Origin of the sequence: Pseudoalteromonas sp. S4492 (assembly GCF_005886115.1) — a bacterium.
Taxonomy (GTDB): Bacteria; Pseudomonadota; Gammaproteobacteria; order Enterobacterales; family Alteromonadaceae; genus Pseudoalteromonas; species Pseudoalteromonas gelatinilytica.
This window is the reverse complement of record NZ_PNCP01000077.1, coordinates 1-26,574: the sequence shown is the minus strand read 5'-3', so window position 1 is coordinate 26,574 and position 26,574 is coordinate 1. Positions and strand designations below refer to the sequence as shown.

Sequence of the window (26,574 nt, the reverse complement as noted above, 5' to 3'; positions counted from 1 at the left end):
GAGCCTTAGTGCTCCTTTTTCAGAATATTTATCACTTCATTTAATGCAAACTCATAATGTCGCCAACGGCCAATTCCTGATTTAAAAATGGGTTGCTTTACTTGCTCATTACTGATGGTATGAACAACTCTTTCAGTGCGATGAAAATCTAAACATTTGCTTTCAAAGTCGAGCTCCAAGAAATTTAGCATTCTTCTAATTTGCGGCTCTGTCTCATCCACCAGTGATTCGTACTCAACATTTAAGATATGTGTTGGATAAAGACTCAACCAATGGTTCATTAACTTATTATATCTTAAGTAATAATTAGCTAAGTGCTTTAAATCGTAGCTAAACCGAATTCCATCACCAAATAGCTGTCTATAATTCCCCCAAATTGTATCTAAAGGGTTACGCTTACAATGAATTATTTTTGCATTTGGGAAAGCACGTAAAATGATGCCAATCGCCTTAAAATTAAGAGGCATTTTGTCTGTAAAATAACGCTTACTTTGGAATGAACTTGTTAAAGTTAAATAGCTATCTGCAATTGCTTTATAAGCATCCTTTGGTAGCTCATCAGCCCAATACGGATAAGGCTTGTTCGGCCTAACTTTATGCAAAACAGATTGGCAAGCCATAGCTAAATCACTTAATTCATCTGCCCCTACTACTTGGCTATGGCTAGCAAGAATTTGTTCAACCAGAGTTGTGCCAGTTCGAGGCATACCGACAATAAACACAGGGCAAGACTCACTATCTAGAGCATGATCTGCTTTAATAGCCGTGCTAAAAGCAGCCTCGATTTGCTCTAATTCATCTAGCTCCTGTGCTGGCAGATAATGTATAAAAGACGCTTTTTTTGCTAAAGCACCTTGATTATAAAAGCTAAATGCTCTTTCGTAGTCATTTTGTTTATCAAAATAGCTAGCCACAGAATAAGCATACAACGCTTGTTCTGCTTGGGTTGCATTTTTTTTCTCTAGTAAAGTGATTAAACGATCAACATGTGCCTTATTTAAACCATTTTTTAATAATGCTTTTTGCCAATAAGCTTGTGCATCAGAGTTTGATTTTAAGAGTTGCAGATCGAGCTGTTGATGAGCTGAGGTAAAATCCCCCTGCTCTTTATAAAGCATTGCAAGTAGTAAGTGATTATCACTTTTTTCAGCAAGTAATAGCTCGATTGCGTATTGATGTTGTTTTTGTGCTCGAAGAGCAGAAACATAAAGCTGCAAAATCGTCGGATGATTTTTTACTACAGCCAATTCATTTATTAAACGTTTGAATTGGCGTGTTTGCAAATAAAATTGCCCAAGCCAACTATATAGCTCAATGTTAGTGTTATCATGTTCAACGGCTTCTCGTAAATGTAGCTCAAGCTCTTGCAACTTCCCCTGCCTAAATAAGAGTTTAGCTTGATCTATAACTTCTTTAGTAACGTGTATACTCACAGGGTTTGCAGCCCATACTGTTTGATCTTAGTGATCAGTTCTCGATGATCCGGCAGCTGCTTCAAAAGCTGACTTTGATAGCCCCTTAATTGTGATAACCACTGTTGGTAAGCCTGTGGGTCATTATATTGAAAGTGACTAGCCAGAATATCGGTTTCAAACTCCATTCCATAAAGTACATATAAGTAGTTATCCAGATTAAAAATCGACAATTTATTATGGAAGTCATAATCTGTAGGAATTTGATGGCGCCAATAATCTAAGTTTTCTTGTAAAGATTCAGGAATAGAGGCTAAACCGCAATTATCAATCCAAAACTCGCTATCTCGACGTTTCGAAATACAATAATGCAATTTGACGAAGTCTATAACACGATCCCAAGTTTGTTGTATCCGGCTATTAAATCGCTTTTCAACGAAAGGCATCATCTCAATTGTTGTCGGAAATAACTCTGCAAGCATTCTTGCAGTAGCATCAAATACAAGTAATCCTGTTGCTTCAAGAGGCTCAACAAAGCCCTGAGATAAACCAATTGCCACACAGTTTTTATGCCAGAACTTTTCCCTGTAACCGATTTTCATTTTAATTAGGCGTGGCTCAAGATGATCAAACTCTGACCCTAGATAGGTTCTGAGCTGTTGTTCTGCTTGCTGATGAGAAATATGATTACACGAATAAACATGCCCTACACCACGACGCTCTGATAATCCAATATCCCAAATCCAACCAGCAGTCTGTGCTGTTGCTATTGTATGACTTGCAATTGGGTGTTGCTCGTTAAGGTAAGGAACCTGAATAGCAAGTGCATGATCAGCAAATAAAACATCGCTTTTGTCGACAAAGTCCACACCCAATTTTTCGCCTATTAATAAAGCATTAAATCCAGTGCAATCAATAAATACATCAGCTTCTATAACACCATGCTGCTCTGTAAGCACAGAGGAAATTTCACCTTGTTCAGAGAGTTGAATATCAATCACTTCATCTTTGATATGCGTGACCCCCAATTTATTGACGGCATTTTCCGTCAGCATCATTGAGAACTTGGCCGCATCTAGATGATAAGCATATGCCGTATGCCCTTGATATTGTTTATCAGTTATTCTCTTTGGTGCCAGATTAGCGTCACAAATTGCGCCTTGCACAGCAACCGAATCAGCGAATTTAGTGGCTTGTTCTTGCATAAGCCAATAAGGTGTCGAGTTAAATTCGTTTATCAATGGGTAGTCAAATAAGTGATGATAATAGTGCTGACCTGCTTGTGCAGGATCGTGTGTCCAATTTACAAATTTGATACTTTGCTTAAATGTGGCATCACAACGACGAATAAACTCGCCTTCATCAATACCAAAATATCGCAAACTTTCGCGCATAGCCGGCACAGTGCCTTCGCCAACCCCTATAGTTGGAATATTTGGTGATTCAATTAGGCTAATTGCTATGCCATTTGGCTTAGCTAATTTCTTTGCTAAATGGTTAGCGGTTATCCAGCCTGCGGTACCACCACCCACGATTACTATTTTTTTTATGATTTTTTTTTGCACGTCAATACTCACCCTACCAGTAAATTACCATTACTAGATCGTTTACTTATTTAATATCACACCTTTGGGATGAGATTAAATAAACTTACCGTACTAAATCCAAGGCAAATAAAAAGGGAGTTGAACTCCCTTTTTATTGAACAGGTGCAGCTATGCTTAGAAGCGCACAGATAAACCTAAGTTGTAACGAGTTGCTTGCTCATACTCGTAAAGAGGGAATCCGTCAGTAAAGCCGCTATAAGGCATTGGACGTTGGTGATTACCAAATTGCTCTGAGCTTTCGCCTAAGATGTTTACCACGTCTAGTTTCACATCAACGTTATCTGTTACATGGTATACAGCGCTAAGGTCTAAGCTACCAAAACCTTCATGTAAACGGTTTCCATATGAACCTGCTTCACGCATCATGTACTCACTACGGTAGTTGTAAGATAAACGAGCGTAGAATAGTTCATTTTCATAATAACCAGATACGTTGAACGCATGATCTGAGCTATCAGTTAATTCGACATTCCAATCATCGAATACGCCAACTTCTACACCCTCTTCATTTTTATACGTTGCGTAATCAGCTTTAGCATCAGTGTATGTATAGTTGATTAACGTACCAAAACCATTACCAAAATCTTGTTGATACTGAAGTTCTAAACCAAGGACTTCACCACCTGGACCGTTTGAGTTCTCTTCGATTTGGTAACCAAAATCTTTTTCGTCACCCGTAAGCTCAGGAACACCAAATGCTGCTGCTTCTTCAGCAGTTGCATCACGACGACCGATTACGATGAAGTTTGATACATCTTTGTAGAATACAGTTGCAGCTAACAAAGAAGATTCGTTGAAGTACCACTCAATACCTGTTTCAAACTGATTTGCTGTAAATGGCTTAAGCGCTGGATTACCCACAATAATACGTTGGTTATTTGGTAGGTCGTCACTTACACCCATTAAACTTGGATTGAAGTACATATCGTTATATTGTGGACGGGTCATTGTACGCGCCGCATTCACACGCCAAATCATGTCATCAGAGATATCGTATGCAAAGTTTACACTTGGTAAAAATTCATTGTAATCTGCATCTTCTGATGTACGTGCATTTACATCTGCACCTTTATAGTATATTGATTTAGCATCAGTTGTTACATAACGAACACCAAAGTTACCACGGTATTTTTCGCCGCTGTAATTAGCCATAATGTAAGCGCCGATATTGGTCTCTTCGATGTGGCTGTATGCACCATAATCTTCTGTTTTACCAGTGATACTTGCTTTAGCCCACTTCTTCATCGCATCAACATCAAAACGCTGAATTTGGTAACTACCTGCGCCTACATCATAAGTGCCAGTAGAAGCATTTGATACGTCATAAACATTATCAAAACCATCAACTTGTGTGAATTCGAAGCGACGGCTTGTTGCTTCATGGTCAGCCCAACGAACACCTGTTTTAACAGAAGTAATAAAGTCATTGTCTAACATAAATTCGATATCGAATTGTGCAAAGCTTTCTTCATCTGTTTTTGGTGTCGCATTGAAGTTAGTACCCGTACCCATTACAAGTGTACCTGGGTTGTACTCAGACATATCAAAGTCTGCTGGCAAGTTCCAAGATTGGCCACCACCAGTGAAATCGTATGTACCGCCAGCTAGAGATGGATTTAAACCATCATCCATTACCATTTCAAAGTCTGTACCACCGCTTGATGTTGTTTTACCTGCAACAAACTTCATCTTATAAGTGTCACCAGTGTATTCTAAGTTGATATCAACAAAATCAGACTTCATCGTCGCTTCACGAGGACGCATTTGATAGAAAGCAATATTTAGAGGACCTGCAACTTGAACACCAGGGTTATCACCGGTGCCGTTACCACCTAACCAAGTCGTTTCACTTTGGTCACCCCAAGTTGTATCAGCTTGAGTTAACCATAATGCATAGTTAGTATTGTCCGCTTCCATCTGCATGTCGATGTAGTTAACAACAATGTTTAACTGATCATTCGGTTGGTATTCAAGTGCAGTAGAGAATGCTGTACGTTTACGATCCTGTTCAAAACCAACTGGACCTGCACCCCATTGCCAGAATGCTTCGTTACCTTGACGCTGTAAGTTACGTTCTTGTGAAACTGCAGAAACTAAGAAACCGAAGTTTTCGTCTTCATTTTTCCAGCTGTAAAGACCTGAAAATTGTGGATCTGTTTCACCAGAATCATCAGAGTATTGTGCTTCGATTGAGCCATATACCGTGTGTTGATCTAAGTCTAAAGGAGTGCGAGTGTTAACGATTACCGTACCACCAATACCACCTTCAATTAAGTCAGCTTGAGAAGATTTATAAACCTCAAGACCACCTACTAGCTCAGATGGTAATAAAGTGTAGTTGAATGAACGTTTTGCTGGCTCAAGTACGAACCAACCAGTAGAAGCTACATTTTGGCCATTTAACGTTGTTTTAGTGAAATCAGCACCAGCACCGCGGATTGAAACCGCATCTGCTTCACCAAATTGGCCTTGTACAGTAATACCAGGAATACGTTTTAGTGATTCAGCAACGTTCTTATCTGGAAATTTACCAATATCTTCTGCAGTAACAGCATCAACAACTGAATTTGCAAAACGTTTAGTGTTTAAAGACGCTTCAAGTGAACGGCGAATACCGCGAACTTCAATTACTTCAACATCTTCTTGAACTTTAGTTTCATCTGCTGCGTATGCAGCGCCAGTGAACCCAGCACTCATTACGAGGCCGATATTAACTGCTAATAAGCTTTTCTTAAAATTTTTAGCTAACACAGGATTCCCCTTGAATCATTTTGTTGGTTTTTTATATCACTTCTGCCCAGTGATGATGACAACGCTGTCATCTAGTAACAAACCATACACTCTAAATTACATTTGTGCTACATCTTTTTGGTTAATTTGTGCAAAAAATTTACAACGAAATAATCAAGTTATTGATATAACTAATATTTAATATTGAGTTTTTAAGAATTGTTACAAATAAACGGCGCAAATATAGCATGAGTGATATTGCAGATGAAAAGACCAAAAGGATGAGTTTTTGAAATTTGCTAAAAATCACATGTGTTTTTGTAAGCTTTAGTTTCCACTGAGCGTTTATTAACCATAACTAAAAGTTATATAAAACCTGTTATCTAACAATAAATTAGCTTAAAAAACTACCGTGTTTCTAAAAGCACGCTGTCATGTACAAATTATTTTTAACTTTTTCTGGGCAGAATGAGTTAAAGGGGATATTGAGAATAAAAATCAATAGCAATGACAGCGTTGTCATTTTAATTATATAGAGCCCTTTTGTACTTGTCTAACACTTTATCGGGCTATTTAAAGAAAACGAGTTTATGCAAAACTGCTCGTTAAAGGTGAGTATTTAAAAACAAAAAAGCGAGCATAATAGCTCGCTTTTGAAGTTCAGTTTAATCGGGCGATTAAGGCGCCCAATAAACTTCAATATTGATATGTGGGTGATTCAATACTGCACGTAAAGGCATGTCAGCAACTACACCGCCCTCTTTCGCTTGCTTATAAACAGCGAGTTTTTCTTCACCGCTAATTAAAAGCTTCACAACTTTAGAATCTGCAATTGCAGATAAAGTTAGTGTCATACGCTCAGTGATTTTACCTGTCACGTCACTTTCGATAGCATTAATTGCACATACTAAATCATCTGTTGCTAGGCCGTGTTCAAGACCTTCAGCATGCGGGAAAAGTGAAGCCGTATGACCATCAGGGCCCATGCCTAAAATTGTCACATCAAAAGGACGCTTTAATGCTTTGTATGCAGCTTCACATTCAGCTACACCGTTTTGCGCCGTTAATGCGTCATTTTTCATTGTCACGAAATTAGCAGCTGCGCCATGGTTTTGTAATAGCGTACTTTTGATAAATGCTTCATTACTTTTTTCATGATCAGCATCAACCCAACGCTCATCAACCATAGCAACATCGATGTTTGCCCAATCAAGCTCAAGGTTTGATAAGTGCTTATAAGCAGGTGCTGGCGATGAGCCACCCGATACCATCAATACCGCGCGACCATCTTCTTTAATACCAGCAACAAGGCTTTGCTCAAGGCTTGAAGAAAGCTCAGCTGTTAATTCGTCTTTGTTTGCAAAGAATTTTTCAACAATTGTTGCCATCTTAATTACGCCTTATCGCCTGTGTTAAACCAAACATGGTTGTTTTCTTCTAAAAGCTCATCTGCATCTTCAGGGCCCCATGTACCAGCACGGTATAACGATGGTGCACCTTTTTCTTGCCAACGCTCAATGATTGGGTCAATCCATTTCCATGCTTGACGCACTTCATCACGGTGAATAAACAGCGATGGGTTATTTGCTGCGGCATCTAACATTAAGCGCTTGTAAGCATCTGAATGGAAACCATTACTATACGCTTGCGATAACTCAATGTTCATAGTTACTGGCTCTAGTTGCATCTCAAGGTTATCAAGGCGCTTAGACATCAGTGTTAATTGAATTGTTTCTTCTGGTTGCAGACGAATAACAAGACGGTTTGGTTCAATGTTACCTACGTTGTCGGTATAAACGTTGTGAGACACTTTTTTGTATTCAACAACGATTTCAGCACAACGCTTTTTCATACGTTTACCGGTACGAAGATAGAAAGGCACACCTGCCCAACGCCAGTTATCGATATGCGCACGAATTGCAACAAAAGTTTCTGTTTTACTTGCGCCTTCGTTTAATTCTTCTAAGTAACCTGGGACAATTTTACCGTCTAAGTTACCTGGCACGTACTGACCACGGACAATGTTTGCATCAACATCTTCCGCCACTAACGGACGTAGCGACTCAAGTACTTTTAATTTTTCAGTACGGATGCTGTTTGCGTTTAATTTGTTTGGTGATTCCATTGCCACTAAACAAAGTAATTGTAGCAAGTGGTTTTGAACCATATCTCGTAATGCACCTGCTTTATCGTAGAAACCAGCGCGGCTTTCTAAGCCTACGGTTTCTGATAAGCTAATTTGGATGTTATCGATTGATTTAGCATCCCATAGGTTTTCAAACAGTGAGTTTGAAAAACGCAGTGCCATTAAGTTTTGTACGGTTTCTTTACCTAAGTAATGGTCAATACGGAATACTTGCTCTTCTTTGAAGTATTCAGCAATTTTTGCATTGATTGCTTCAGCAGATTCACCACAGTAACCAATTGGCTTTTCAACAACAACACGTGATGTTTCTGTGATTAAACCTTTCTTAGATAGGATTTCACAGCAGCTACCGTAAACCGCAGGTGGTAATGAAAGGTAAAAAACACGAGACTTATCAGCATCGTGTTCATTAAGAATATCTCTTAGTTTATCCCAGTCATCGTCGGCTTCTGTCACATTAGATACAACGGGTACAAGGTAAGCTGAAAACGCTTTCCAATCTTTTGCGTTGTACTCACCTTTACCTAAAAAGTCTTGTAACGCTTTATGTGCTGTTTCGATGTATTCTTTACGTTTGCTTTCTTCGCGTACCGTAGGAAGGATACGAGAACCTTGAGGAAGGTTGCCCTCTTGATAAGCGCGATACATTGCAGGAAGTAATTTGCGTAACGCAAGATCACCGCCGCCCCCAAAAATTACGATATCAAATGGATTTAACATATATCACTCTCTACATTGGCAATGCCATGTTAATCGACTCATGCAGTATGGCAGTGCGTGTTGTTATCTGGTTGATTTGGCTGTGTTAGATGATCCCTTTAACAAAGCCTGTTGAATTTTTTTGTAAGTAGCTTACTCATTATTCTTATGTTGGCTGAAGTAAATGAGTCTTAGGGGCTCTGTAAATCCTCTCACAAAAATACAGGCCCTAAGAACTCCAGCGCTACCCGTTCAAAGGTATTCGGTTTGCAGCTGTTGCTGCGAATCTATTACTGCTTACGATGTGTTTTATAGTAAGCGATCAGTCCATTGGTTGAGCTGTCGTGTGGATGACTTACTGCGTCATCAAATAATTCAGCTTCAATTTTAGAGGCAAGTCCCTTACCTAGCTCTACACCCCATTGGTCAAATGAACAGATTTCTAAGATAATGCCTTGGCAGAAGATCTTGTGCTCATAAAGCGCAATTAAACGTCCTACCGTTTTCGCATCAACTTTATCTAATAACATTGACGTTGTTGGGCGATTGCCTTGGTGAATCTTGTGATTCAATAATTCTGCAATTTCTGCTTCAGATTTACCTTTCGCGGTTAAATCTGCAGTTACTTGCTCTGCATCAACACCGGCCATCATTGCTTCGGTTTGTGCAAAGAAGTTTGATAATAAAATATCATGGTGCTTACCAACATTGACTTGCGGCTCAATTGAAGCAATAAAGTCAGCAGGTACAATCACATTACCTTGGTGCAGACATTGGTAAAAAGCATGTTGGCCATTGATACCTGTCATGCCCCAAATGATTGGAACCGTCGTGTAAGGAACCGTTTCACCTGCGAAAGTAACATGTTTACCGTTACTTTCCATCTCACCTTGCTGCAAATATGCAGGTAACATGTGTAGTGCTTGGTCATACGGTAAAATTGCTTGCGCCGTATAGCCTAAAAAGCTTGTGTTCCAAACACTTAAAAGCGCCATTAATAATGGTACGTTATTTTCAAATTCAGCATTTTTAAAATGCTCATCAATTTCAAACGCACCTTCTAGGATTTCTTCGAACGCATCGAAGCCTAGGTACAGGGCGATTGGTAATCCTATCGCACTCCATAAAGAAAAGCGACCGCCTACCCAATCCCACATTGTGAATACGTTTTCATCAGCGATACCAAAGGCCGCTGTTTTTTCTAAATTGGTGCTTACAGCGACAAAGTGCTTAGCAATATGCTCTTGTGCTTGGGCTGTTTGTAAAAACCACTCAACGGCTGATTTAGCGTTAGTCATGGTTTCTGAGGTGGTAAACGTTTTAGATGAGATTACAAATAATGTTGTCTCAACGTCTAAACCTTGTAAAACAGATGCAATTTGAACGCCATCAACATTTGATACGTAATGCACATTTAATGTGTCATCAGCATAAGCTGCAAGTGCTTCAGTTGCCATTTGCGGGCCTAGGTTTGAACCACCTACACCAATTGCAACAACATCTTTCACCGCTTTACCTGTGTAACCTAACCACTCGCCACTGCGCACTTTGCTAACAAAAGCTTTCATTTTAGCAAGCTCAGCGTTAACTGCGTCTGTTACGTTTTCGCCATCAACCATCACAGCTGTATTAGCACGGTTACGTAAAGCAGTATGAAGTACCGCACGGTCTTCAGTGAAATTGATTTTCTCACCACTGAACATTTTTTCACGCCATGCGCTAATGTCACACTCTTTCGCTAAAGCAATAAGCTGTTCAAAAACCGTTTTATCAATTTGTTGTTTTGAGTAATCGAATAATACGCCTGGGATTTGAGCTGAGAATTGCTCGAAACGCGTGCTATCTTTGGCAAATAAATCTTTAAGATGAATTTGTTTCATCTTCTTGGCACTTTCAGATAGTGCTTGCCAACTAGCTAATTGCGAACGGCTGCTCATATATATAATCCCCTCAAAACTTGCAACAAACTGATTATTAACTATCTTTTTATTAATGTTGAATAAAGACAGCAATTAAAAACACGATGAAAATTAACACTAAGTTAAAATGACAACGCTGTCAATGTTCTACTTTTACATTTTATAGTCGAGATAATAGCGCAATTTTTCTCTTTTGACACCGGTATCATAAAAATTATCTCAATTATTTTACTGCTAATTTGGTAGAACATTAGATACACTAACTAACTTATATTAAATATTAATGTACCTATTCAGAAAAAGCGCTCTGGCGAACACTTTTCGATATTATTATAATACAAATATAACTAACTATAAAGTAACAGTATGAAAGTAACCATAAATGATGTAGCCAAGCTCGCGGGTGTTTCAATGAAAACCGTTTCGCGAGTGATTAATAAAGAGCCATCGGTCAGAAAAAAAACCTATGACATAGTGATGGATGCTGTTAACACGTTGAACTATCAACCAAATCTTGCAGCTCGTAACCTAGCAGGCACATCGTCTTTTACTGTTGGTTTAGTTTATGACAACCCGAATGCTTATTATGTCATCGACATGCAGAACGGTGTCCTTTCGCGTTGTAAAGAAGAAGGCTATGAGCTGGTTATTCATCCGTGTAATTATCTTGATGGCAACATGGAAGAAGACTTTAAAACCATGATCAAGCGCTCTCGCTTGGCAGGCCTTGTGTTAACGCCACCACTGTCAGAACAAAACAGTATCATCGAGATGCTTGATGAAATGGGCATTCATTATGTACGCGTGCTTTCTGGTCGCCCGACTGAAGAAAATCAAGATACCTGTATTTATGTAAATGACTACGCAGCTGCTTATGAAATCACCGCTCACCTACTGTCACTTGGACATAAAAATATTGGTTTCCTGTGTGGTGATAAAGAACATAAATCAACAACTGAACGTTTAGAGGGGTATCAAGCCGCGTTAAAAGATCACAGCATTCCATTAAATGATGAGCTGATCTACGAAGGCCAATATTCATTTGAATCAGGTGTAGAAGGTGCAAAAGCATTGCTGGGTGAAAGTAATCCGAAAAACATCACCGCCCTTCTTGGCGGAAACGATGAGATGGCAGCAGGCGCATTATTCGCCTCACGCTTAATGGGAATTGAAATTCCGCAGCAATTATCAATTACCGGCTTCGAAGACTCACCGTTCTCGCGTCAAACTTGGCCAAAACTCACCACGGCTCATCAAGCCAATGATGTAATTTCACAGCATGCAGCGCGTTTACTGTTTAGAAAAACCCGTGGTGCACGCAATCAAGATAAAGACATCATCACAACCTTTACCCCTTCATTGGTGGTACGGGAAAGCTCAGGTCCTACAACAGCCTAATTTATACAAGTTACGAAAAAGCCGCTCTATAGCGGCTTTTTTAATGACTGAATTGATATTACTTATTAAAGCAATGCTAAACCGCCATTCAAGTTAAAAACGTTTTCAAAACCTAATTGCGACAAATTGTTTGCCGCTTGTTTTGAACGATTACCACTTCGACAAACCAAAATGTAGCTATGGTCTTTATCAAGCTGTCCTTGAACGATGGCGTTTGCCATACGGCTCAGTGGAATGTTGATCACTTTGCTCTCAGCAACAGTAAATAACTCGGCCAAATTATTCGCACCATGCTCATACGGCTCGCGAGTATCGATTAGGTAAGTCCCCTTATCGTCTAACATTGCTTTAGCATCGGTTGCAGCAAGCTGTTTCATTGGCGTACTTTCAAGTGTTTCAACATAGCCACATAAAGAGTGACTCATTGAATGCTTTTGCTCATCTGCTTGTTGCTTTAATTCAACAAACTGAGCATCTGATACTTGCTCGTTTAATAATTTTGCTAATAACGGTGTCGTTGCTTTTTGTGCATGCCAATCCATTGCAAAACATTGCTGATAATCATGACCTGAACAAATCACCGTTGAATCTTGTACTTCCAGTGCAAGCTGTTTTAATGACAAGGCCATTTTTGCTGCATCGCCGCCGCTAATTGCCGTATTTCCCAAGCCACCTGGTAAAATTAAATCACCACAGAAACAATAGCTAACATTACCACTTAGCGTATCTTTCAATAAATAGCTAACACTATCATCACTGTGACCCGGTGTCGCTACTTTGCTTAAATGTGCACCGCTTAATTCGATAGCTGCTGAATCTTTAGGCCAGCCAAGTTCATCTATTTCATTAACAACATAGCGCTCTGCTAGCTCTTTGGTTAATAGACAGCGAGCCGATAAACGCTCTTGGTGATTATGCGTATCGATAATTGCTTTTACTGTTAAACCTTGTGTTGCGACAATTTTCGCCATACGCGGAATAAGCTCAATAATAGGATCAATTACCACTGCATTTTTATCGCTGTCGACATAAAGCCAACAGCACGCAGCTTGATGGCGCAGTTGTGTTAAGCCAATCGCACAGACTTCTTGCTGAGGCGATGTACTATCAGACACAACCAAACAGTTTGCTTCTAGAATTGGTTTTAAAGAACGAATTTTTTCACAAGCAAAGTCAATTTCTTGCTGGCTTGCAGCCGGGCCGAATGACATGCGAATCGCATTTTCACTTTGCCAATCACTGGCTCCCATCGCATCTAAAACAAAACTACGATTTGCACCTGAGCTACACGCAGAGCCGCCACTCACACGGATACCCGCAGCATCAAATAAATCCATTACTTCTTTACTGGTTAATTCGTTCACCGCAAAGTTCAACGTTGTTGGCACTGAATGCTCAAAACTGTGGTTAAAGGTAATACTGCCAAATGTATCTAATAGCGCACCCAGTAATTGCTCGCGATAAGCATGTAACTGCTCAAGCGGCTTAAATGTTTGATTTTGTTTATCAAGTAATAAAGAGAACAGCTTATTTAAACCAGCAATACCGGGTAAGTTCTCTGTGCCTGAACGCATTCCGCTTTCTTGGCCGCCACCGGCAATAAATGGCGTATACGCACTGCCTTTACGAATATAAAGTACACCAATGCCTTTAGGCGCATACAATTTATGACCAGAGAATGGGGCATAATCAATGGTTGTTTGGCTTAGCGCCAAGTTGGTTTTGCCTAATGCTTGTACACAGTCAACCATCCAAGCCACATTATTGTTTTCACTGCGAATAACTTGCTCAATTGCGGTTAAGTCTTGGAATACACCGGTTTCGTTGTTGACTGCCATAGTACAAATCATCAGTGCATTCGCAGCATGTTTACGAATAAACTCATGATCTAAAATACCATTTTTATCAACAGGGATTGATAGCACCTGAGCGTTGATATCAAGCACACTGTTCCAATGCTTGAGCGTATTTGGCACCGCTTTGTGCTCTGTTGCACCATACAGTAATACCGGGTTTTCAACTTGATGATTTTTAGCTGCAATCAGTGTTGAAACAACCGCTGTTTGAATACCTTCGGTTGCACCTGAGGTAAATAAAATATCACCATCAGTCGCGCCAATAACTTCACGCGCTTTATTACGTGTTTGCTCTAATAAGTGTTTTGCTTGAATACCCGTAATATGAGAGCTTGATGGATTACCAAAACACACACGCATCGTGTGCGAAACCACATCGGCAATTTCAGGAAGTACAGGAGTCGTTGCATTCGCATCTAAATAAATTTGCTGATTAGCATCGTCAGGAAGGTAAAAATTTGCCATGTAAAACGCACCATATTACTAAAAGATATATCTTATAACCTATTTTACATTTTTCACGGCTAAATTATAATAATCAATTAGTCAGTAAAGTGCGCTTTCTATACTTTTTAAGACTAAGCTAACTTTCTATTAGCTCAACCTTCTTAGAAGACCAGGCATTTATAAGCGCTTTTACTAATGAAGCCAGCGGTATTGCAAAGAACACCCCCCAAAACCCCCACAAACCGCCAAAAAACAGTACTGCAACAATAATAAACACTGGGTTTAAATCGACCGCTTCAGAGAACAGTAACGGCACTAACACGTTGCCATCAAGTGCTTGGATCACGCCATAGATGATTAAAATGGTCCAAAATTGTGTTTCTAAACCAAACTGAAATAACGCCACGGCGGCTACAGGAATGGTCACCAATGCCGCCCCTACAAATGGAATAAGCACCGACAAGCCAACCAACACACCGAGTAAAGCTGCATAGCGAAGATCAAGTACTGCAAAGGCAATAAAAGATGCAGTACCAACAATTAATATTTCAAACACCTTACCGCGAATATAATTCATGATTTGCTGATTCATTTCTTGCCAAACTTGAATGATCAAGCGGCGCTGTTTAGGTAGTAAACGCTCAGCACTTTGCGTGAGCTCTAACTTATCTTTAAGCATAAAAAACACTAAAAGCGGCACTAAAATCAGATAAATCAACCATGCCGCCACGTCTTTTATCGAGGTTAACGACACTGAAAGCACTAACTGGCCAAATTCAATGGCTTTGGTTTCAACACTGGCAACAATTGATTTAACCTGATCTTCCGTAATTAAACTCGGGTAATCTTCTGGAAGGTGTAATAGCAGTGCTTTGCCCTTTTCGATCATATAAGGCGTTTCTTGAACAAGGTTACTGGTTTGCTGCCAAAGCACCGGCCCCATACCAACAATAATTGTGATCATTAATCCACTGAATACCAACATCACGATAATCGTCGCGGTAAACCGTTTTAAACCTAGCTTTTCTAAATGGGCAACGGGCCAATCAAGTAAATAAGCAATCACCAAGGCGACTAACACTGGTACGATTAACGAACCAAAAAAATAGAAAAATGCAAAGGTTGCAATAAGCAGTAACAACAAAGTTACTGAATGGGGATCTGAAAATTTATTTTCGTACCAGGCTTTTACATACTCAAACACGAATGGGCTCCACGGTTAGCACACCTAATTCTAGGTCAATTTTAAAATGGTAATGATGTTTTTCTAAAAATCGCTGCATATCGTCCGTTGCCTCTGCAGCATTGAATGTAAAAGTCACGGCTTGTTGAGCCGATATTGCCTTATTCAAGCCTAATTTAAACTGAATAAATTGTTGAGGACACTTATAGTCCCTTAAATCAACCGTTAACATAGCGAATCAACTGCGTTATTAATATGAATAATAAGTATAAGATGTCAGCATCTTGCAAAAATAAGTCTTTATAATGAGAAACAACTCATTTTTTTCTTAAAACACGCAAAACAATAGTTTATCCTTAATCAATAACTGGTAGTAAAGGAAACGAGATGCCTGCCTCGCATAATAAAGCGCAATTACCTGCGAATCCAACTCTTAAAGAGATTAACTGGTATAAAAAACAAATAAATTGGGGCGAGCTGCCGCCTTTTTATCATATGGTGGCATCTTCTGTTAGCGAATCTGAAGGGATTTTGGATCACGGCTTTGATAATGCGGTGAAACGATTAATTGATCCACGCAACTGGAACCTCGATTTATTAGACGGCTATGAAACCGACATGGGCGAAATTGTCTGTGAGCAAAAACCACGTATCGCATTACATCAAAGTTTTACCGACCGAGGCTTCGAATTATGGGCCTATCCTTATGCAAAAGATGTTACAGTAGATCAGTACATTAAAGACAATCGCTTTATGGAATTTAAGGTGTGGGATCCACACACCATGAAAAACCTAATTCGCTTTAACCAGCTTCATAAATTCATCGCTTTTTACTTTGAAAGAGGCGATAAAGCTGACAAAGCATTAATCCTTCATGCCCATAAAGTAGTGCATAAAATCATAACTTTTTTACAACGAGAGTTGAACGTTGTTAAGCTAGATGGAGTCACAATAAAAGATTTCTATCAATTGTGCGAAAAAGACAGCCGAGCATGCAGCGACGAAATAGACATAGCAAAAGTCATGTTAGGTGAGCAAATCAACAAGGAATAAGATGCGACTAAAATCAGCCTTTATTACACTATGCAGTGCATTACTCACATTTTCGATACTGCATAGTGAGCCGTTGAAGGCACAAACTAACTTTAAGCTGCCCGATTTAGGGACCTCAGCTTTACAAGCTTTGCCGATTGAAAAAGAACAAGCAATTGGTGAAGTGATGATGATGCAAATTCGTGGCTCATCACCGGTTGTGAATGACCCTGTTCTTGATGAATACCTGACTACCCTAGGCAGACGTTTAGTGGCGAATGCCAACGATGTACGTTTTCCATTCTCCTTTTTTTGGCTAAACAATCCTGAGATTAACGCCTTTGCCTTTTACGGTGGCCATGTAGGTGTGCATACGGGTCTTATCGCTCAAGCGGATAACGAAAGCCAATTTGCTTCAGTACTTGGACATGAGATAGCTCACGTAACGCAGCGCCATTTAGCCCGTCGTATTCAACAACAGCAAGATAACAGTGCGTTAACCATCGCAGGTATGATTGCAGGTATTTTAGCTACCGTTGTGGCACCTGATGCCGGTATTGCAATTATCTCTGCAAACCAAACCCAAGCGGCATTTAGTCAATTAACTCACAGCCGTGCAGCAGAGCAAGAGGCAGACCGCATTGGTATGCAAACCTTAAATAATGCCGGATTTGATCCTCGCCAATCGAGTGAGTTTTTAACTAAACTTGCTGCACAAATCCGCTATAAATATAAGCCGCCGGCATTTTTGCTGACTCACCCATTACCTGAAAGCCGGGTTTCTGATGTGCGCTTGCGTGCCGAGCAATACCCAAAAAAACACTATGCTGATAGCTTGGAATTTAACTTAGCTAAGAGCCGTGTTATTGCTCGTTATCATCAAAAAGCCAAAGCAGCTGAAGATCTGTTTCGTAAATTAATGCGTGAAAACACCGTACATAATGATACGGCACTCAAGTACGGTTTAGGGATTAGTTTATTAGATCAGAAAAAGCTTGATGAAGCAGCCAGCATTTTGAATCCATTACTTGAGCAAGATCCAAAGAACTTATTTTATATCGATACCCACACCGACTTATTGATTGCACAAGGCAAAGCGAATGAAGCGGTAGAGTTTTTAGCTAAACTAGATATCGATAGACCAAACAATCAGGTGATTGCCTTAAACTATGCAAATGCCGCGATGGAAGCAAAACAATTTGACCTTGCTGAGCGTATTTTAAAATCTTACTTATTAGCGAAACCTGAAAACAATCTTGCAAAAGAGCTCATTGCTGATGTCTATAAAAAGCAAGAAAACATGGCTTCTTATCACGAAGCCCATGCTGATGTGCTTGCCCAATATGGCGCTTATTTAAAAGCAGCAGATGAAATTCAAAAAGCACTCAACTTTGTTGAGCCAGAAGAATTAGTAAAACAACAGCGTTTAAAAGCCCTACTCACGCAATACCGTCAATTACAAAAAGAGCTTGCGAGACTTTAAGTCTCGCGGCGCTTGCCCTAAAATAAGCCAAATTATTAAATGTGAGAACACACCATGTCTGTGACTATTTATCATAATCCACGTTGTTCAAAATCGCGTGAAACACTTGCGCTGTTAGAAAGCAATAACGTACAACCAAGTGTTGTTGAATACCTAAAAACTCCGCTTAATGAACAGCAAATTGCGACTTTAATTAGCCAACTTGGCTTTACCTCTGCTCGTGAATTAATGCGCACGAAAGAAGACATCTACAAAGAACTTGAACTTAAGAACGAACAAAACGAAGACAAGTTAATTGCAGCGATGGTTGCAAACCCTAAACTCATCGAGCGCCCTATTGTTGAGCACAATGGCAAAGCAGCCCTTGGTCGTCCGCCAGAAAACGTATTAAGCGTACTTTAATGGCTATAAACATTGTTGTGCTATATCACTCAAGCCATGGCTCTGTAGAAGCTATGGCGCATGAGATAGCCGAGTCGATTGAGCGACAAGGTGCTACAGCCTTGCTGCGCACATTTGTAAAGCGACAGCCGCACGATATTGTGATCAGCAAAGATGATCTTATTAATTGTGATGGCTTAGCCTTTGGCACCCCTACACGATTTGGCATGATGGCCTCACAAGCAAAAAGCTTTTGGGAAACCACCAGTGATCTATGGCTTAAAGGTCAGCTGATAGATAAACCTGCTTGTGTTTTTTCGTCATCAAGCAGTATGCATGGCGGTAACGAAGCCACCTTGTTGAATCTATCATTACCACTGTTACATCACGGCATGATGTTGCTAGGTGTGCCTTATGAGGTGCCTGAATTACTTGCAACTGAAACCGGCGGTACGCCATACGGTGCAACTCATGTGGCAGGTAGCAATAACAGCAATGTATTAAGTAAAGACGAAATTAAAATTTGCCAAAGCGTTGGAAAACGCTTGGCACTAATTGCGAGTAAATTAAAATGAGCTTGGAACCTGAGCTAAATAAGCCTGTTGCAAAAAAACCAATTACAAAACGATTCCAACGTTTTGCGCTGATTGGCTATATCGGCTTATTAGTTTTAATGCCAATTTGGCTGTTTTTAATTGCCCCAAGAGAAGGCCACAGTAACGCCTTTATCTTTGTTGTATATATACTACCTCTGCTGTTACCACTTAAGGGCATCATTCAAGATAAACCTTATACCTATGCGTGGGCGAACTTTATCGTGATGTTCTATTTCATCCATGGTTTTACATTACTATGGGTCGCACAAGAGCAGCTGATTTGGGTATTACTTGAGTTAACTTTTGCCAGTCTGATGTTTATTGGCTGCACCTATTATGCACGCCATCGTGGACAAGAACTTGGCCTTAAGATACGTAAATTAAAAGAAGAGCTGGCTGAAGAAAAAGCGGCACATGAGCACAACAAATAAACACGTTTGTTTTGCAAAAATGAAACAAAAAACGGCAACCTAGGTTGCCGTTTTTTTATGTCACTTTATATAGCTTTTATGTCATCACACCAACTCAGCTAAGGTGGCTAGCGCGACAATACTTGCTAGACCCACTTGGCCAATTAAGCTAAATAATGAGAACAGTCTTAATATAAACAGCCCCCATGGATGACGGATATGCGGGTAAAGTGCACAGCGTTTCAGGCTTGTAGCAAAGAAAAAGCATAAGATCGAAATCAGCGTAAAGCTCAGCGTTAATTCGCTTTTAATGGCAATACTGTCATCAAAAAAGAAGAACAACTGCACAGGTAATAACAAGGTTACAATCGCGTGTAGTAAGTGCACTTTTTTAACGCGATCAAACTGCCCTTCTGGCGAAAGCTCTTTAATGCCGAAGTCATGCTCAAGGCACTTCACTAAGTTATCTGCTTTAATGCTTACTGCTAATCGGTAGCAACTTAAACCGTCGTTGTTACGCACTCTAAAGTCATAACCCGCTTTTAAAAGCAACACGAGTAAAGGTCCATTCTCGGCTAATACAGCGTAATGTAATGCTGTATTCCCTTTGTTGTCTCGGGCTTTTTTATCTTGATGCTCAAGTATAGTCTCAACAACATTCACATAGCCTTTTTCGGTCGCCCACATAAAGGCTGTTTTACCGTTTTCGTCAGCTAATGCACCGGTTGCACCTTGCTCAATAAAACGTTTTGCCATGGTTTGTTTAGCATTTTCATGACTTAAATGAGCAAGTAAAGCTTGTTCAAGTAACGAGGCCGAATCAACATCCGGAGACACCAGTTTCAACAAGGTAAAGTAATCTTCACCATGGGCAACTTTTTCGGCCGCTAGCACTGTTAGTGGTTCAAGATCAGCCACAGAGTCAGGGATAAAACCACTAAAACGATCTCTAAAATCAACCTCGGTCCACAGCTCTAAAACATCGTCCGCAGACATTTTTGCACCGTGGTTTAGAACATGTTCAATCACAGTAAAATAGCGACGATTAAATAACTGATGGATGAGTGTAATAGGTGTTTTAACGGCTGATTGAGCGAATGCGCTGGCGTATTTCTCTAAGCGCTGGCACAACATTAAAACAAGACTTTCTGGTGTGTAGTCATTTTCTAAAAAGTGCGCTTTCATAGCATTAATATAATGCAACGCCGCTTCATCAAACTCAGAAATATGTTGGAAATAGCACTCTTCAAACGGTTCAAGAGGAGTCAACCAAGTAAGATAATAAATCGGCGGAAGAACCGTCGTACACACACCGTCATCTTCATTAGTAGAACGACATGCCGGCCAAGCTTCTAAAGCATCTAAAATATAGGCCCCGTTTTGCTCAGCTAATCCTTTGATCAGTAACGGGTATTCCTTTGGCCAAATCAGTACATTTTCCATTAAAAAAACACAACTCCGCTGCACATTATTCGATGTCTTATTAAGCAATTAGTTATAGCAAAATTTAACTGACAGTTTGCTTAATATTGCGACCAATAACACAGTATCTGAACAGATACTTTGGTAAACAAGAAAAGTAGCATGATTCTACCACAGAGGGTTACAGGTGCTAGCGCAAAGTAGGTGATTTTTAAAGAAAATAGAAAAGCAGCGGCACATGGACGGTACTCACTGCTTGGTTGGAGACTGAAAGTAGCTAAAATGCCCGATGAGGTGAAGTTAATCGAGCATTTGGGCTAACTTACTTACTTGCTAATTCGTGTGTTACTTCATCAATGCCAACTTGGCTGATGCGTTGTAAAACTTCCTTTTGCTTCGCGCTTAACAGTGAGATGCCTTCAGCAACGATATCGTATACTTTCCACTGCTTATCTTTGCCTTGACGTAATTTAAAGTGCAAATCAATGGCTGGTGCGTTGTCATCAACAATTTGCGTTTTAACGGTTGCATAACCATCGTCGATGAGTTGTGATTGATCAAAAATTACTTTTTGGCCTGTGTATTTCATTAGCGCGCCAGCATAAGTCACTGTTAAGTAATGCTCAACTGCTGCTATAAAATCAACAGCTTGCTCACGACGTAAGCCCTTAATGTGCTTACCTAAAAGCTTATACGATACAAACTTAATGTCCATGTGTGGCAATAAGCGTTTTTCAACAATGCTTGCCATCGCTTCTGAACTTGCATCACCTTTCGCATTCACATTTGCAATATCAACAAATAAATCTGCTGTGACTGACTCTAATAATTGCTTAGGCGAACTGTCTTCGCTGGCAAAAGTAGATGCTGTAAAAAGAGCTGCAATTAGCAAAAATGAGTTAACTAGTTTGGTCATCGTATTCACCTCTTAACGAAAATTTTCGCTAATATACCGATAATAAATCCATAAAAAAAGAAACAATCCGACACCGTTTTAATGCCAATTAAGCACCAATCAATTTTCCCCATAGTTTTCAGTTAATTGCTAAAAAATATGAGGATGTGCACAGCGTCTGTGTATTTACGCACATTGAAAAGCCCTCCCCCTCGCCCTTATCTACTTGCTCACAGTCATAATGAGAAGTACCGAGATGAAACTAAAACGCCCATTAAAAGCACTTATGTTAAGTGCAGCTGCACTCTTAGCAGCACCCATTTATGCCGCTTCAAATCATGGTTATGCCGTTGATTACATTCAAGGGGAAGGAGATGTAAAAGGTTTAAAATTGGCTTATCAATATCATATACCCAATGAAATGTTGCCCTTGCAACACGCCCGTCTTTACTTCGAATCAAGCTTTAATATTTGGGAATATGGTAAACATAACAAACATCAAACCAATGTAGTGTTAGCCATGTCTCCAGTGATCCAATACCCTGTATTCAACGTGAAAAGCATGCCTGTGTATGTGGAGTTTGGCATTGGCGTTTCCCTGTTAGATGACACCCATTTTGCCGGCAAAAATGTCAGTACTCACTATCAGTTTGAAGATAGGCTGGGTTTAGTTGCTGACTTAGGGGGTGGCTCTACGTTAGCACTAAGATATTTACATTACTCCAATGCTGGCTTTAAAAGCCCGAACCCCGGCCTTGATTTCATTTCTTTTTCTTATGCTAGACGGTTTTAAGTGCTACTATGAAAGCCATGTATAACTGCAGGATTTAAAAATGGAAACATGGCAAATTATTGCGGTCATTGTCGTTGTATTTGGGGTGGTTATTGGCAATTTATTGCTGCTAAAACATGCGGCGAAAATGGATTTCAAACTACCAAAAACAGATGATGAAAAAGATAAAAAAAGCCCTGATGAATGATCAGGGCTTTTTCGTTGTAAGTTTAAATTTATCTTACACTAACCAATGCGCCATTAAGACAATCACCGGTAATGTCACTAAGGTTCTCAAAATAAAGATTAAAAACAACTCAACAATATTCACCGGAATTTTGCTACCTAAAAGCAATGCACCTACTTCTGACATATAAATCAATTGAGTCACACTCATTGCAGCAATAATAAAGCGCGTCACATCACTTTCAATGCTACCCGCTGCAAGAATTGACGGAATAAACATATCAGCAAAGCCGACCATAATTGTTTGCGCAGCAGCCTCAGCTTCTGGTACTTGTAGTAACTCTAAGAATGGTACAAATGGCTTGCCCATGTACTCAAAAATTGGCGTATATTCAGCAATGATCAAAGCAAATGTGCCCACAGCCATAACCACAGGTAATACTGCAAATACCATATCAAATGCGTTATGTAAGCCTTCTTTTAGTGTGCCGCCTACTCCAGGTGCAGTGCGCGCTTTTGCCAATGCAACATCAAGTGAATGGGCAACCAATGTTTTACCCTCAGGCACTGACTCAGCATCTTTATCAGGCTCTGTACCATCTACATAGAGGTCTTTTTTGAAGCGCAGTGGAGGTAAACGAGGCACAATTAATGCGGCTGCTAAACCCGCTAAACACACAGTTAAATAGAAAGGTGCGAAAAGGTGCTCAAGCTTTACTTGGCCTATAACAACTAAACAAAAAGTGATTGATACAGCAGAGAATGTGGTACCAATAATAGCCGCTTCTCGTTGCGTATAATGTTTATCTTCATACTGGCGAGCGGTCATCAAAATACCCACACTGCCATCGCCTAACCATGATGCCACACAGTTAACCGCACTGCGGCCTGGCACACCAAAAAGCGGACGCATCACTTTAGTTAATAAGGTACCGACTAATTCTAACAAGCCGAAATTTAGTAATAACGGTAATAGTAATCCCGCTAAAATAAATACAGAGAATAATACTGGCAGTAAGTCGTTGAGTACCAACGCCCCCGTATTACCGGAAATAATCATTTCTGGCCCTTGCTTTGTGTAGGTCAAAACGATAAATACCATGCCCAGTAATCGAACACTCAGCCAAAGCCAACTAACATCAAATAAATGCTTAATTATAAAGAACTTAAGTAATGGTTGTGGCTTAAATAGCTTTATCACTAAAGATAAAATACCGGTGATACAGACAATACTGGTGATCAAACCCAATGCGAATGGAGCAATCCACTCCTGTACTGCTTTTGCCATAACAGCAATCGGAATGGTCATTGCTTCACCTATGGGTACCGGCGTCATAAACAAGAAGACACCTATAAGTGAAGGAACGAAAAAGGTAAACAAGGTTCGCAAGTCACTGCGATTTGCTGTGTTTAAGTTAGACATATTTTCAACCTGTAAAAACCACAAAAAGAGCGGCTAAGCTCTTTTTGTGGTGGTTTTAACTTTTTTAATTATTAAATATTGATACCGCGCTGACGCAGTGCATTTTCTAATGCTTGCTGGAGGTCATTCATTGTACCAGGCTCTAATGTCGAACCTTCAGAGTCCATCCACGTTAAACTTGTACCGCCATCATTGGTGCGGCTAACAAGAATTTGGTATTGGCCATCTTCAATTGGCAGCTCAGCTAACTCTTCGCCCCAAATTGAATCCCATACGCTTGACTCAGGCTTTTTGTAATCAGCCGTGATCAAACCACGTTCTTGGTCAATTTCTACAATAGTGAAAGATAGACGCTCTAAGAAACCAGAGAAACGATCAAACACCATGTTGTAATCTTGCTCAGTAACCAGTGCTGCATTACCTTTGTTATCAAAGCCCATTTCTAAAGAAATAATGCCTTGTTGTTTGCGCATTTCAACTTCAAGCTGACGATAACGGTAATCAAACTCTGCAATCACTTGATTTAATGCGCGTACTTCTAGTTGTTGTTGAAGTAACGGCGTTAGCGGTACAGAATCGCTCTTATAATCGGCAAGCTTAGACGTTAATGAGGCTGTACGTTGATGTGACTTTTCTTCAATTGTGAAGATGAAGCGCTGTTGAGATACTTCTGTTTCGGTTTCCCAGAACCAACCTTCTTCAGGTTTAATAATGGCATACCAACCTGTTTCAATTGAATTTGAAGCTTTGTCTTCTTTTAAAGCGGCGGTATTTTTTTCAGCTAAAACGGCTTTGATAGAGTCCCAGATAAAGACATCTAAATCTTCTATACCATCGTTTTTATCAAAATAAACACGCGCTTCTGTGTCACCTTCTTCAACCCAAGTACCTTGAGCAATAGTAATCACTTGCGCTGGCGGACGATAGTTTTTAGCTTCAGGATTGTTGTCGTATTGCGCAACATCCATTTTATAAGTTGGATCTTGAGCTGGTTGCGCTAACCCTGCTGGTGCTTTCACCGCATCATTAGCACGATAATTACGTTTGTGGTGCGCTTCATCGGTGAATACACCGCACCCAGTTAAACTTACCATTACGCTTACAGCAAGCGCCTTTGAGATCCAATACTGCACAGATATTTCTCCTTAGCAAACCCTTAATTTTTTTAACAAATGTATGAGTGGGTAATGCCGATTTGGTTCACTGTAAAATCACTTTTAACTTTACATTTATTGTTTTTATGCAAAAAACCCGAATAGATTGGGCTAGCGTAACGTGTTTGAATGCTTATCGCCTTGCAAAATTTTAACTATGGTACTTTCTGATGCCCCTAAAAACAAGAAAGAGCGTACTTTATTCACGGCTTAATTAATCGCCGCTATCGTTAACGGTGCAAATTATGTTAAACTTCGCCGCCGTGCGTTATTAAACTCACGTGAAATCAAAGCTTATTCAAGCTTATATCCATTGGTATTGTTAATTACTAGGTATTTAAAATTCCATGACTGCTTTTACAAATCATCAGATAGTGCTCACTGCGATTGGCGAAGATAGACCCGGTATCGTTAGCGAATTGACTCAGTTAGTGAGTGATTGCCATTGCAATATAATTGACAGTCGCATTGCTATTTTGGGCAACGAATTTACCTTTATCATGCTATTAGCAGGTGACATGTCGGCTATTAGCCGCATTGAACACACATTGCCAACTAAAGGTATGGAACTTGGTCTTTTAACCATGATGAAACGCACTGCAAGTCATGTTGCATGTGAATTTTGTGCCGGTTACACCCTCGAATACACAGGTATTGATACACCTGGAACATTAAGTAAAGTTACGCGCTTTTTTGCTGATAACCACATTAGTATTTGTTCTCTTAAGTCAGACACCTACGATGAAGATGACGAGCTTAAAATGCGCTGTGAACTCGAGTTTAATATTCCTGTTGAAGTCGATATCGATAACTTTAAAGTGAGCTTTGAAGATCTTTCTCGTAGTTTGAACGTAGATTATATTTTCAGACGCATTCGCTAAGGAGCAAAGCATGAAAACAATTAATCCATTACAAGCAGGCGATACAGCCCCTGCTTTTAGCTTACAAAATCAGAATGACGAAACTATCGTACTCACTGATCTTTTAAAAGAGCAGCAAGTACTGGTTTATTTCTACCCTAAAGCGTCAACGCCAGGTTGTACTGTACAAGCAGAGAACTTACGTGATGAAAAAGCTGAGCTTGCTAAATTAAATACGCGTGTTGTGGGTATCAGCCCAGATCCAATCAAGCGTTTAAAGAATTTTGAAACCAAAAAAGAGCTTAACTTTGATTTATTAGCCGACGAAGATCACGCGATTGCTGATGCCTTTGGTATTTGGGGCTATAAGAAGTTTATGGGCAAAGAATACGAAGGAATTCATCGTATTAGCTTCCTTGTAGGCCAAGACGGTAAAATCAAACATGTGTTTGATAAGTTCAAAACCAAAGACCATCATCAGGTGGTGTTGGACTATTTAGCGCAGAATTGATAGTTACGAGTTACGAGTTACGAGTTACGAGTTACGAGTTACGAGTTACGAG

General features: G+C 39.9%; 23 protein-coding genes. 10 read left to right on the top strand and 13 right to left on the bottom strand.

Features of this window, described 5'->3' with window-relative positions:
- Window positions 1-5: 5 nt before the first annotated feature.
- The 6 genes from CWC28_RS20215 to pgi all read right to left on the bottom strand — a co-directional run bounded on the left by CWC28_RS20215 (window position 6) and on the right by pgi (window position 10,531).
- On the bottom strand, window positions 6-1,433 hold the full coding sequence (locus CWC28_RS20215) for a tetratricopeptide repeat-containing sulfotransferase family protein (protein ID WP_138625670.1): 1,428 nt from the start codon (window positions 1,431-1,433) through the stop codon (window positions 6-8).
- Complete coding sequence (locus tag CWC28_RS20210) at window positions 1,430-2,977, bottom strand: tryptophan halogenase family protein (protein ID WP_063707217.1); 1,548 nt, start codon at window positions 2,975-2,977, stop codon at window positions 1,430-1,432. Before CWC28_RS20210 ends, CWC28_RS20215 begins: the two co-directional genes overlap by 4 nt.
- Window positions 2,978-3,133: 156 nt before the next feature.
- Window positions 3,134-5,770 carry a TonB-dependent receptor gene (locus tag CWC28_RS20205; RefSeq protein WP_229677552.1) on the bottom strand — a complete coding sequence of 879 codons (2,637 nt, stop codon included), beginning with the start codon at window positions 5,768-5,770 and terminating at the stop codon, window positions 3,134-3,136.
- Window positions 5,771-6,426: 656 nt separating this feature from the next.
- A complete protein-coding gene (gene pgl, locus CWC28_RS20200) occupies window positions 6,427-7,137 on the bottom strand; it encodes a 6-phosphogluconolactonase (RefSeq protein ID WP_063706960.1) in 711 nt (236 codons plus the stop codon).
- A gap of 5 nt (window positions 7,138-7,142) precedes the next feature.
- Window positions 7,143-8,615 carry a glucose-6-phosphate dehydrogenase gene (gene zwf / locus CWC28_RS20195; RefSeq protein WP_063706958.1) on the bottom strand — a complete coding sequence of 491 codons (1,473 nt, stop codon included), beginning with the start codon at window positions 8,613-8,615 and terminating at the stop codon, window positions 7,143-7,145.
- Between the two features lie 269 nt (window positions 8,616-8,884).
- Complete coding sequence (gene pgi, locus CWC28_RS20190; protein ID WP_063706956.1) at window positions 8,885-10,531, bottom strand: glucose-6-phosphate isomerase; 1,647 nt, start codon at window positions 10,529-10,531, stop codon at window positions 8,885-8,887.
- Between the two features lie 348 nt (window positions 10,532-10,879).
- Between pgi and CWC28_RS20185 the strand changes: the two genes are divergently transcribed.
- The gene (locus CWC28_RS20185) at window positions 10,880-11,911 is read left to right on the top strand and encodes a LacI family DNA-binding transcriptional regulator (protein WP_063706954.1); all 1,032 of its coding nucleotides are present in this window, start codon (window positions 10,880-10,882) and stop codon (window positions 11,909-11,911) included.
- A 65-nt stretch (window positions 11,912-11,976) separates the two neighbouring features.
- On the opposite strand, the gene CWC28_RS20180 is transcribed toward CWC28_RS20185, so the two are convergent.
- The 3 genes from CWC28_RS20180 to CWC28_RS20170 form a co-directional block, all read right to left on the bottom strand.
- Window positions 11,977-14,232 (bottom strand): aminotransferase class V-fold PLP-dependent enzyme, encoded by a 2,256-nt coding sequence (locus CWC28_RS20180; protein ID WP_138625669.1) that lies wholly within the window; start codon window positions 14,230-14,232, stop codon window positions 11,977-11,979.
- Between the two features lie 118 nt (window positions 14,233-14,350).
- On the bottom strand, window positions 14,351-15,418 hold the full coding sequence (locus CWC28_RS20175; protein WP_105175172.1) for an AI-2E family transporter: 1,068 nt from the start codon (window positions 15,416-15,418) through the stop codon (window positions 14,351-14,353).
- On the bottom strand, window positions 15,411-15,629 hold the full coding sequence (locus CWC28_RS20170) for a hypothetical protein (protein ID WP_063706947.1): 219 nt from the start codon (window positions 15,627-15,629) through the stop codon (window positions 15,411-15,413). Before CWC28_RS20170 ends, CWC28_RS20175 begins: the two co-directional genes overlap by 8 nt.
- A 155-nt stretch (window positions 15,630-15,784) precedes the next feature.
- On the opposite strand from CWC28_RS20170, the gene CWC28_RS20165 reads away from it, so the two are divergent.
- From CWC28_RS20165 to CWC28_RS20145, 5 genes are read left to right on the top strand one after another with little or no spacing between them, the layout of a single operon-like run.
- Window positions 15,785-16,450, top strand: a complete 666-nt coding sequence (locus CWC28_RS20165; RefSeq protein ID WP_063706945.1) for a hypothetical protein — start codon at window positions 15,785-15,787, stop codon at window positions 16,448-16,450.
- Between the two features lies 1 nt (window position 16,451).
- Window positions 16,452-17,912: a beta-barrel assembly-enhancing protease gene (gene bepA / locus CWC28_RS20160; protein ID WP_063706943.1), complete on the top strand. Its 1,461-nt coding sequence runs from the start codon at window positions 16,452-16,454 to the stop codon at window positions 17,910-17,912.
- Window positions 17,913-17,966: 54 nt separating this feature from the next.
- On the top strand, window positions 17,967-18,314 hold the full coding sequence (gene arsC, locus CWC28_RS20155) for an arsenate reductase (glutaredoxin) (protein ID WP_119853368.1): 348 nt from the start codon (window positions 17,967-17,969) through the stop codon (window positions 18,312-18,314).
- Window positions 18,314-18,868: an NAD(P)H:quinone oxidoreductase gene (wrbA, locus tag CWC28_RS20150; protein WP_138625668.1), complete on the top strand. Its 555-nt coding sequence runs from the start codon at window positions 18,314-18,316 to the stop codon at window positions 18,866-18,868. Before arsC ends, wrbA begins: the two co-directional genes overlap by 1 nt.
- On the top strand, window positions 18,865-19,320 hold the full coding sequence (locus tag CWC28_RS20145) for a DUF2069 domain-containing protein (protein ID WP_105175174.1): 456 nt from the start codon (window positions 18,865-18,867) through the stop codon (window positions 19,318-19,320). The genes wrbA and CWC28_RS20145 overlap by 4 nt, the downstream gene beginning before the upstream one ends.
- 84 nt (window positions 19,321-19,404) lie before the next feature.
- Here CWC28_RS20145 and CWC28_RS20140 read toward each other — a convergent pair whose 3' ends face one another.
- Together CWC28_RS20140 and CWC28_RS20135 are read right to left on the bottom strand one after the other, a co-directional pair.
- A complete protein-coding gene (locus tag CWC28_RS20140) occupies window positions 19,405-20,742 on the bottom strand; it encodes an ankyrin repeat domain-containing protein (protein ID WP_138625667.1) in 1,338 nt (445 codons plus the stop codon).
- Window positions 20,743-21,043: 301 nt separating this feature from the next.
- Window positions 21,044-21,637: an MlaC/ttg2D family ABC transporter substrate-binding protein gene (locus CWC28_RS20135; protein ID WP_063706935.1), complete on the bottom strand. Its 594-nt coding sequence runs from the start codon at window positions 21,635-21,637 to the stop codon at window positions 21,044-21,046.
- A 235-nt stretch (window positions 21,638-21,872) separates the two neighbouring features.
- On the opposite strand from CWC28_RS20135, the gene CWC28_RS20130 reads away from it, so the two are divergent.
- Window positions 21,873-22,409 (top strand): acyloxyacyl hydrolase, encoded by a 537-nt coding sequence (locus CWC28_RS20130; protein WP_138625666.1) that lies wholly within the window; start codon window positions 21,873-21,875, stop codon window positions 22,407-22,409.
- Between the two features lie 40 nt (window positions 22,410-22,449).
- Complete coding sequence (locus tag CWC28_RS20125) at window positions 22,450-22,596, top strand: DUF2897 family protein (RefSeq protein WP_105175176.1); 147 nt, start codon at window positions 22,450-22,452, stop codon at window positions 22,594-22,596.
- 33 nt (window positions 22,597-22,629) lie between these two features.
- Here CWC28_RS20125 and CWC28_RS20120 read toward each other — a convergent pair whose 3' ends face one another.
- Together CWC28_RS20120 and bamC are read right to left on the bottom strand one after the other, a co-directional pair.
- A complete protein-coding gene (locus CWC28_RS20120; RefSeq protein ID WP_105175177.1) occupies window positions 22,630-23,997 on the bottom strand; it encodes a YjiH family protein in 1,368 nt (455 codons plus the stop codon).
- Window positions 23,998-24,068: 71 nt separating this feature from the next.
- Entirely contained in the window at window positions 24,069-25,130 is a 1,062-nt protein-coding gene (gene bamC, locus CWC28_RS20115; RefSeq protein ID WP_063706928.1) for an NlpB/DapX family lipoprotein, read from the bottom strand.
- Window positions 25,131-25,498: 368 nt separating this feature from the next.
- Here bamC and CWC28_RS20105 point away from each other — a divergent pair, with 368 nt between their 5' ends.
- The gene (locus CWC28_RS20105) at window positions 25,499-26,032 is read left to right on the top strand and encodes a glycine cleavage system transcriptional repressor (RefSeq protein ID WP_063706926.1); all 534 of its coding nucleotides are present in this window, start codon (window positions 25,499-25,501) and stop codon (window positions 26,030-26,032) included.
- 10 nt (window positions 26,033-26,042) lie between these two features.
- Window positions 26,043-26,522, top strand: a complete 480-nt coding sequence (bcp, locus tag CWC28_RS20100; RefSeq protein ID WP_138625665.1) for a thioredoxin-dependent thiol peroxidase — start codon at window positions 26,043-26,045, stop codon at window positions 26,520-26,522.
- The last annotated feature ends 52 nt before the right edge of the window (window positions 26,523-26,574 follow it).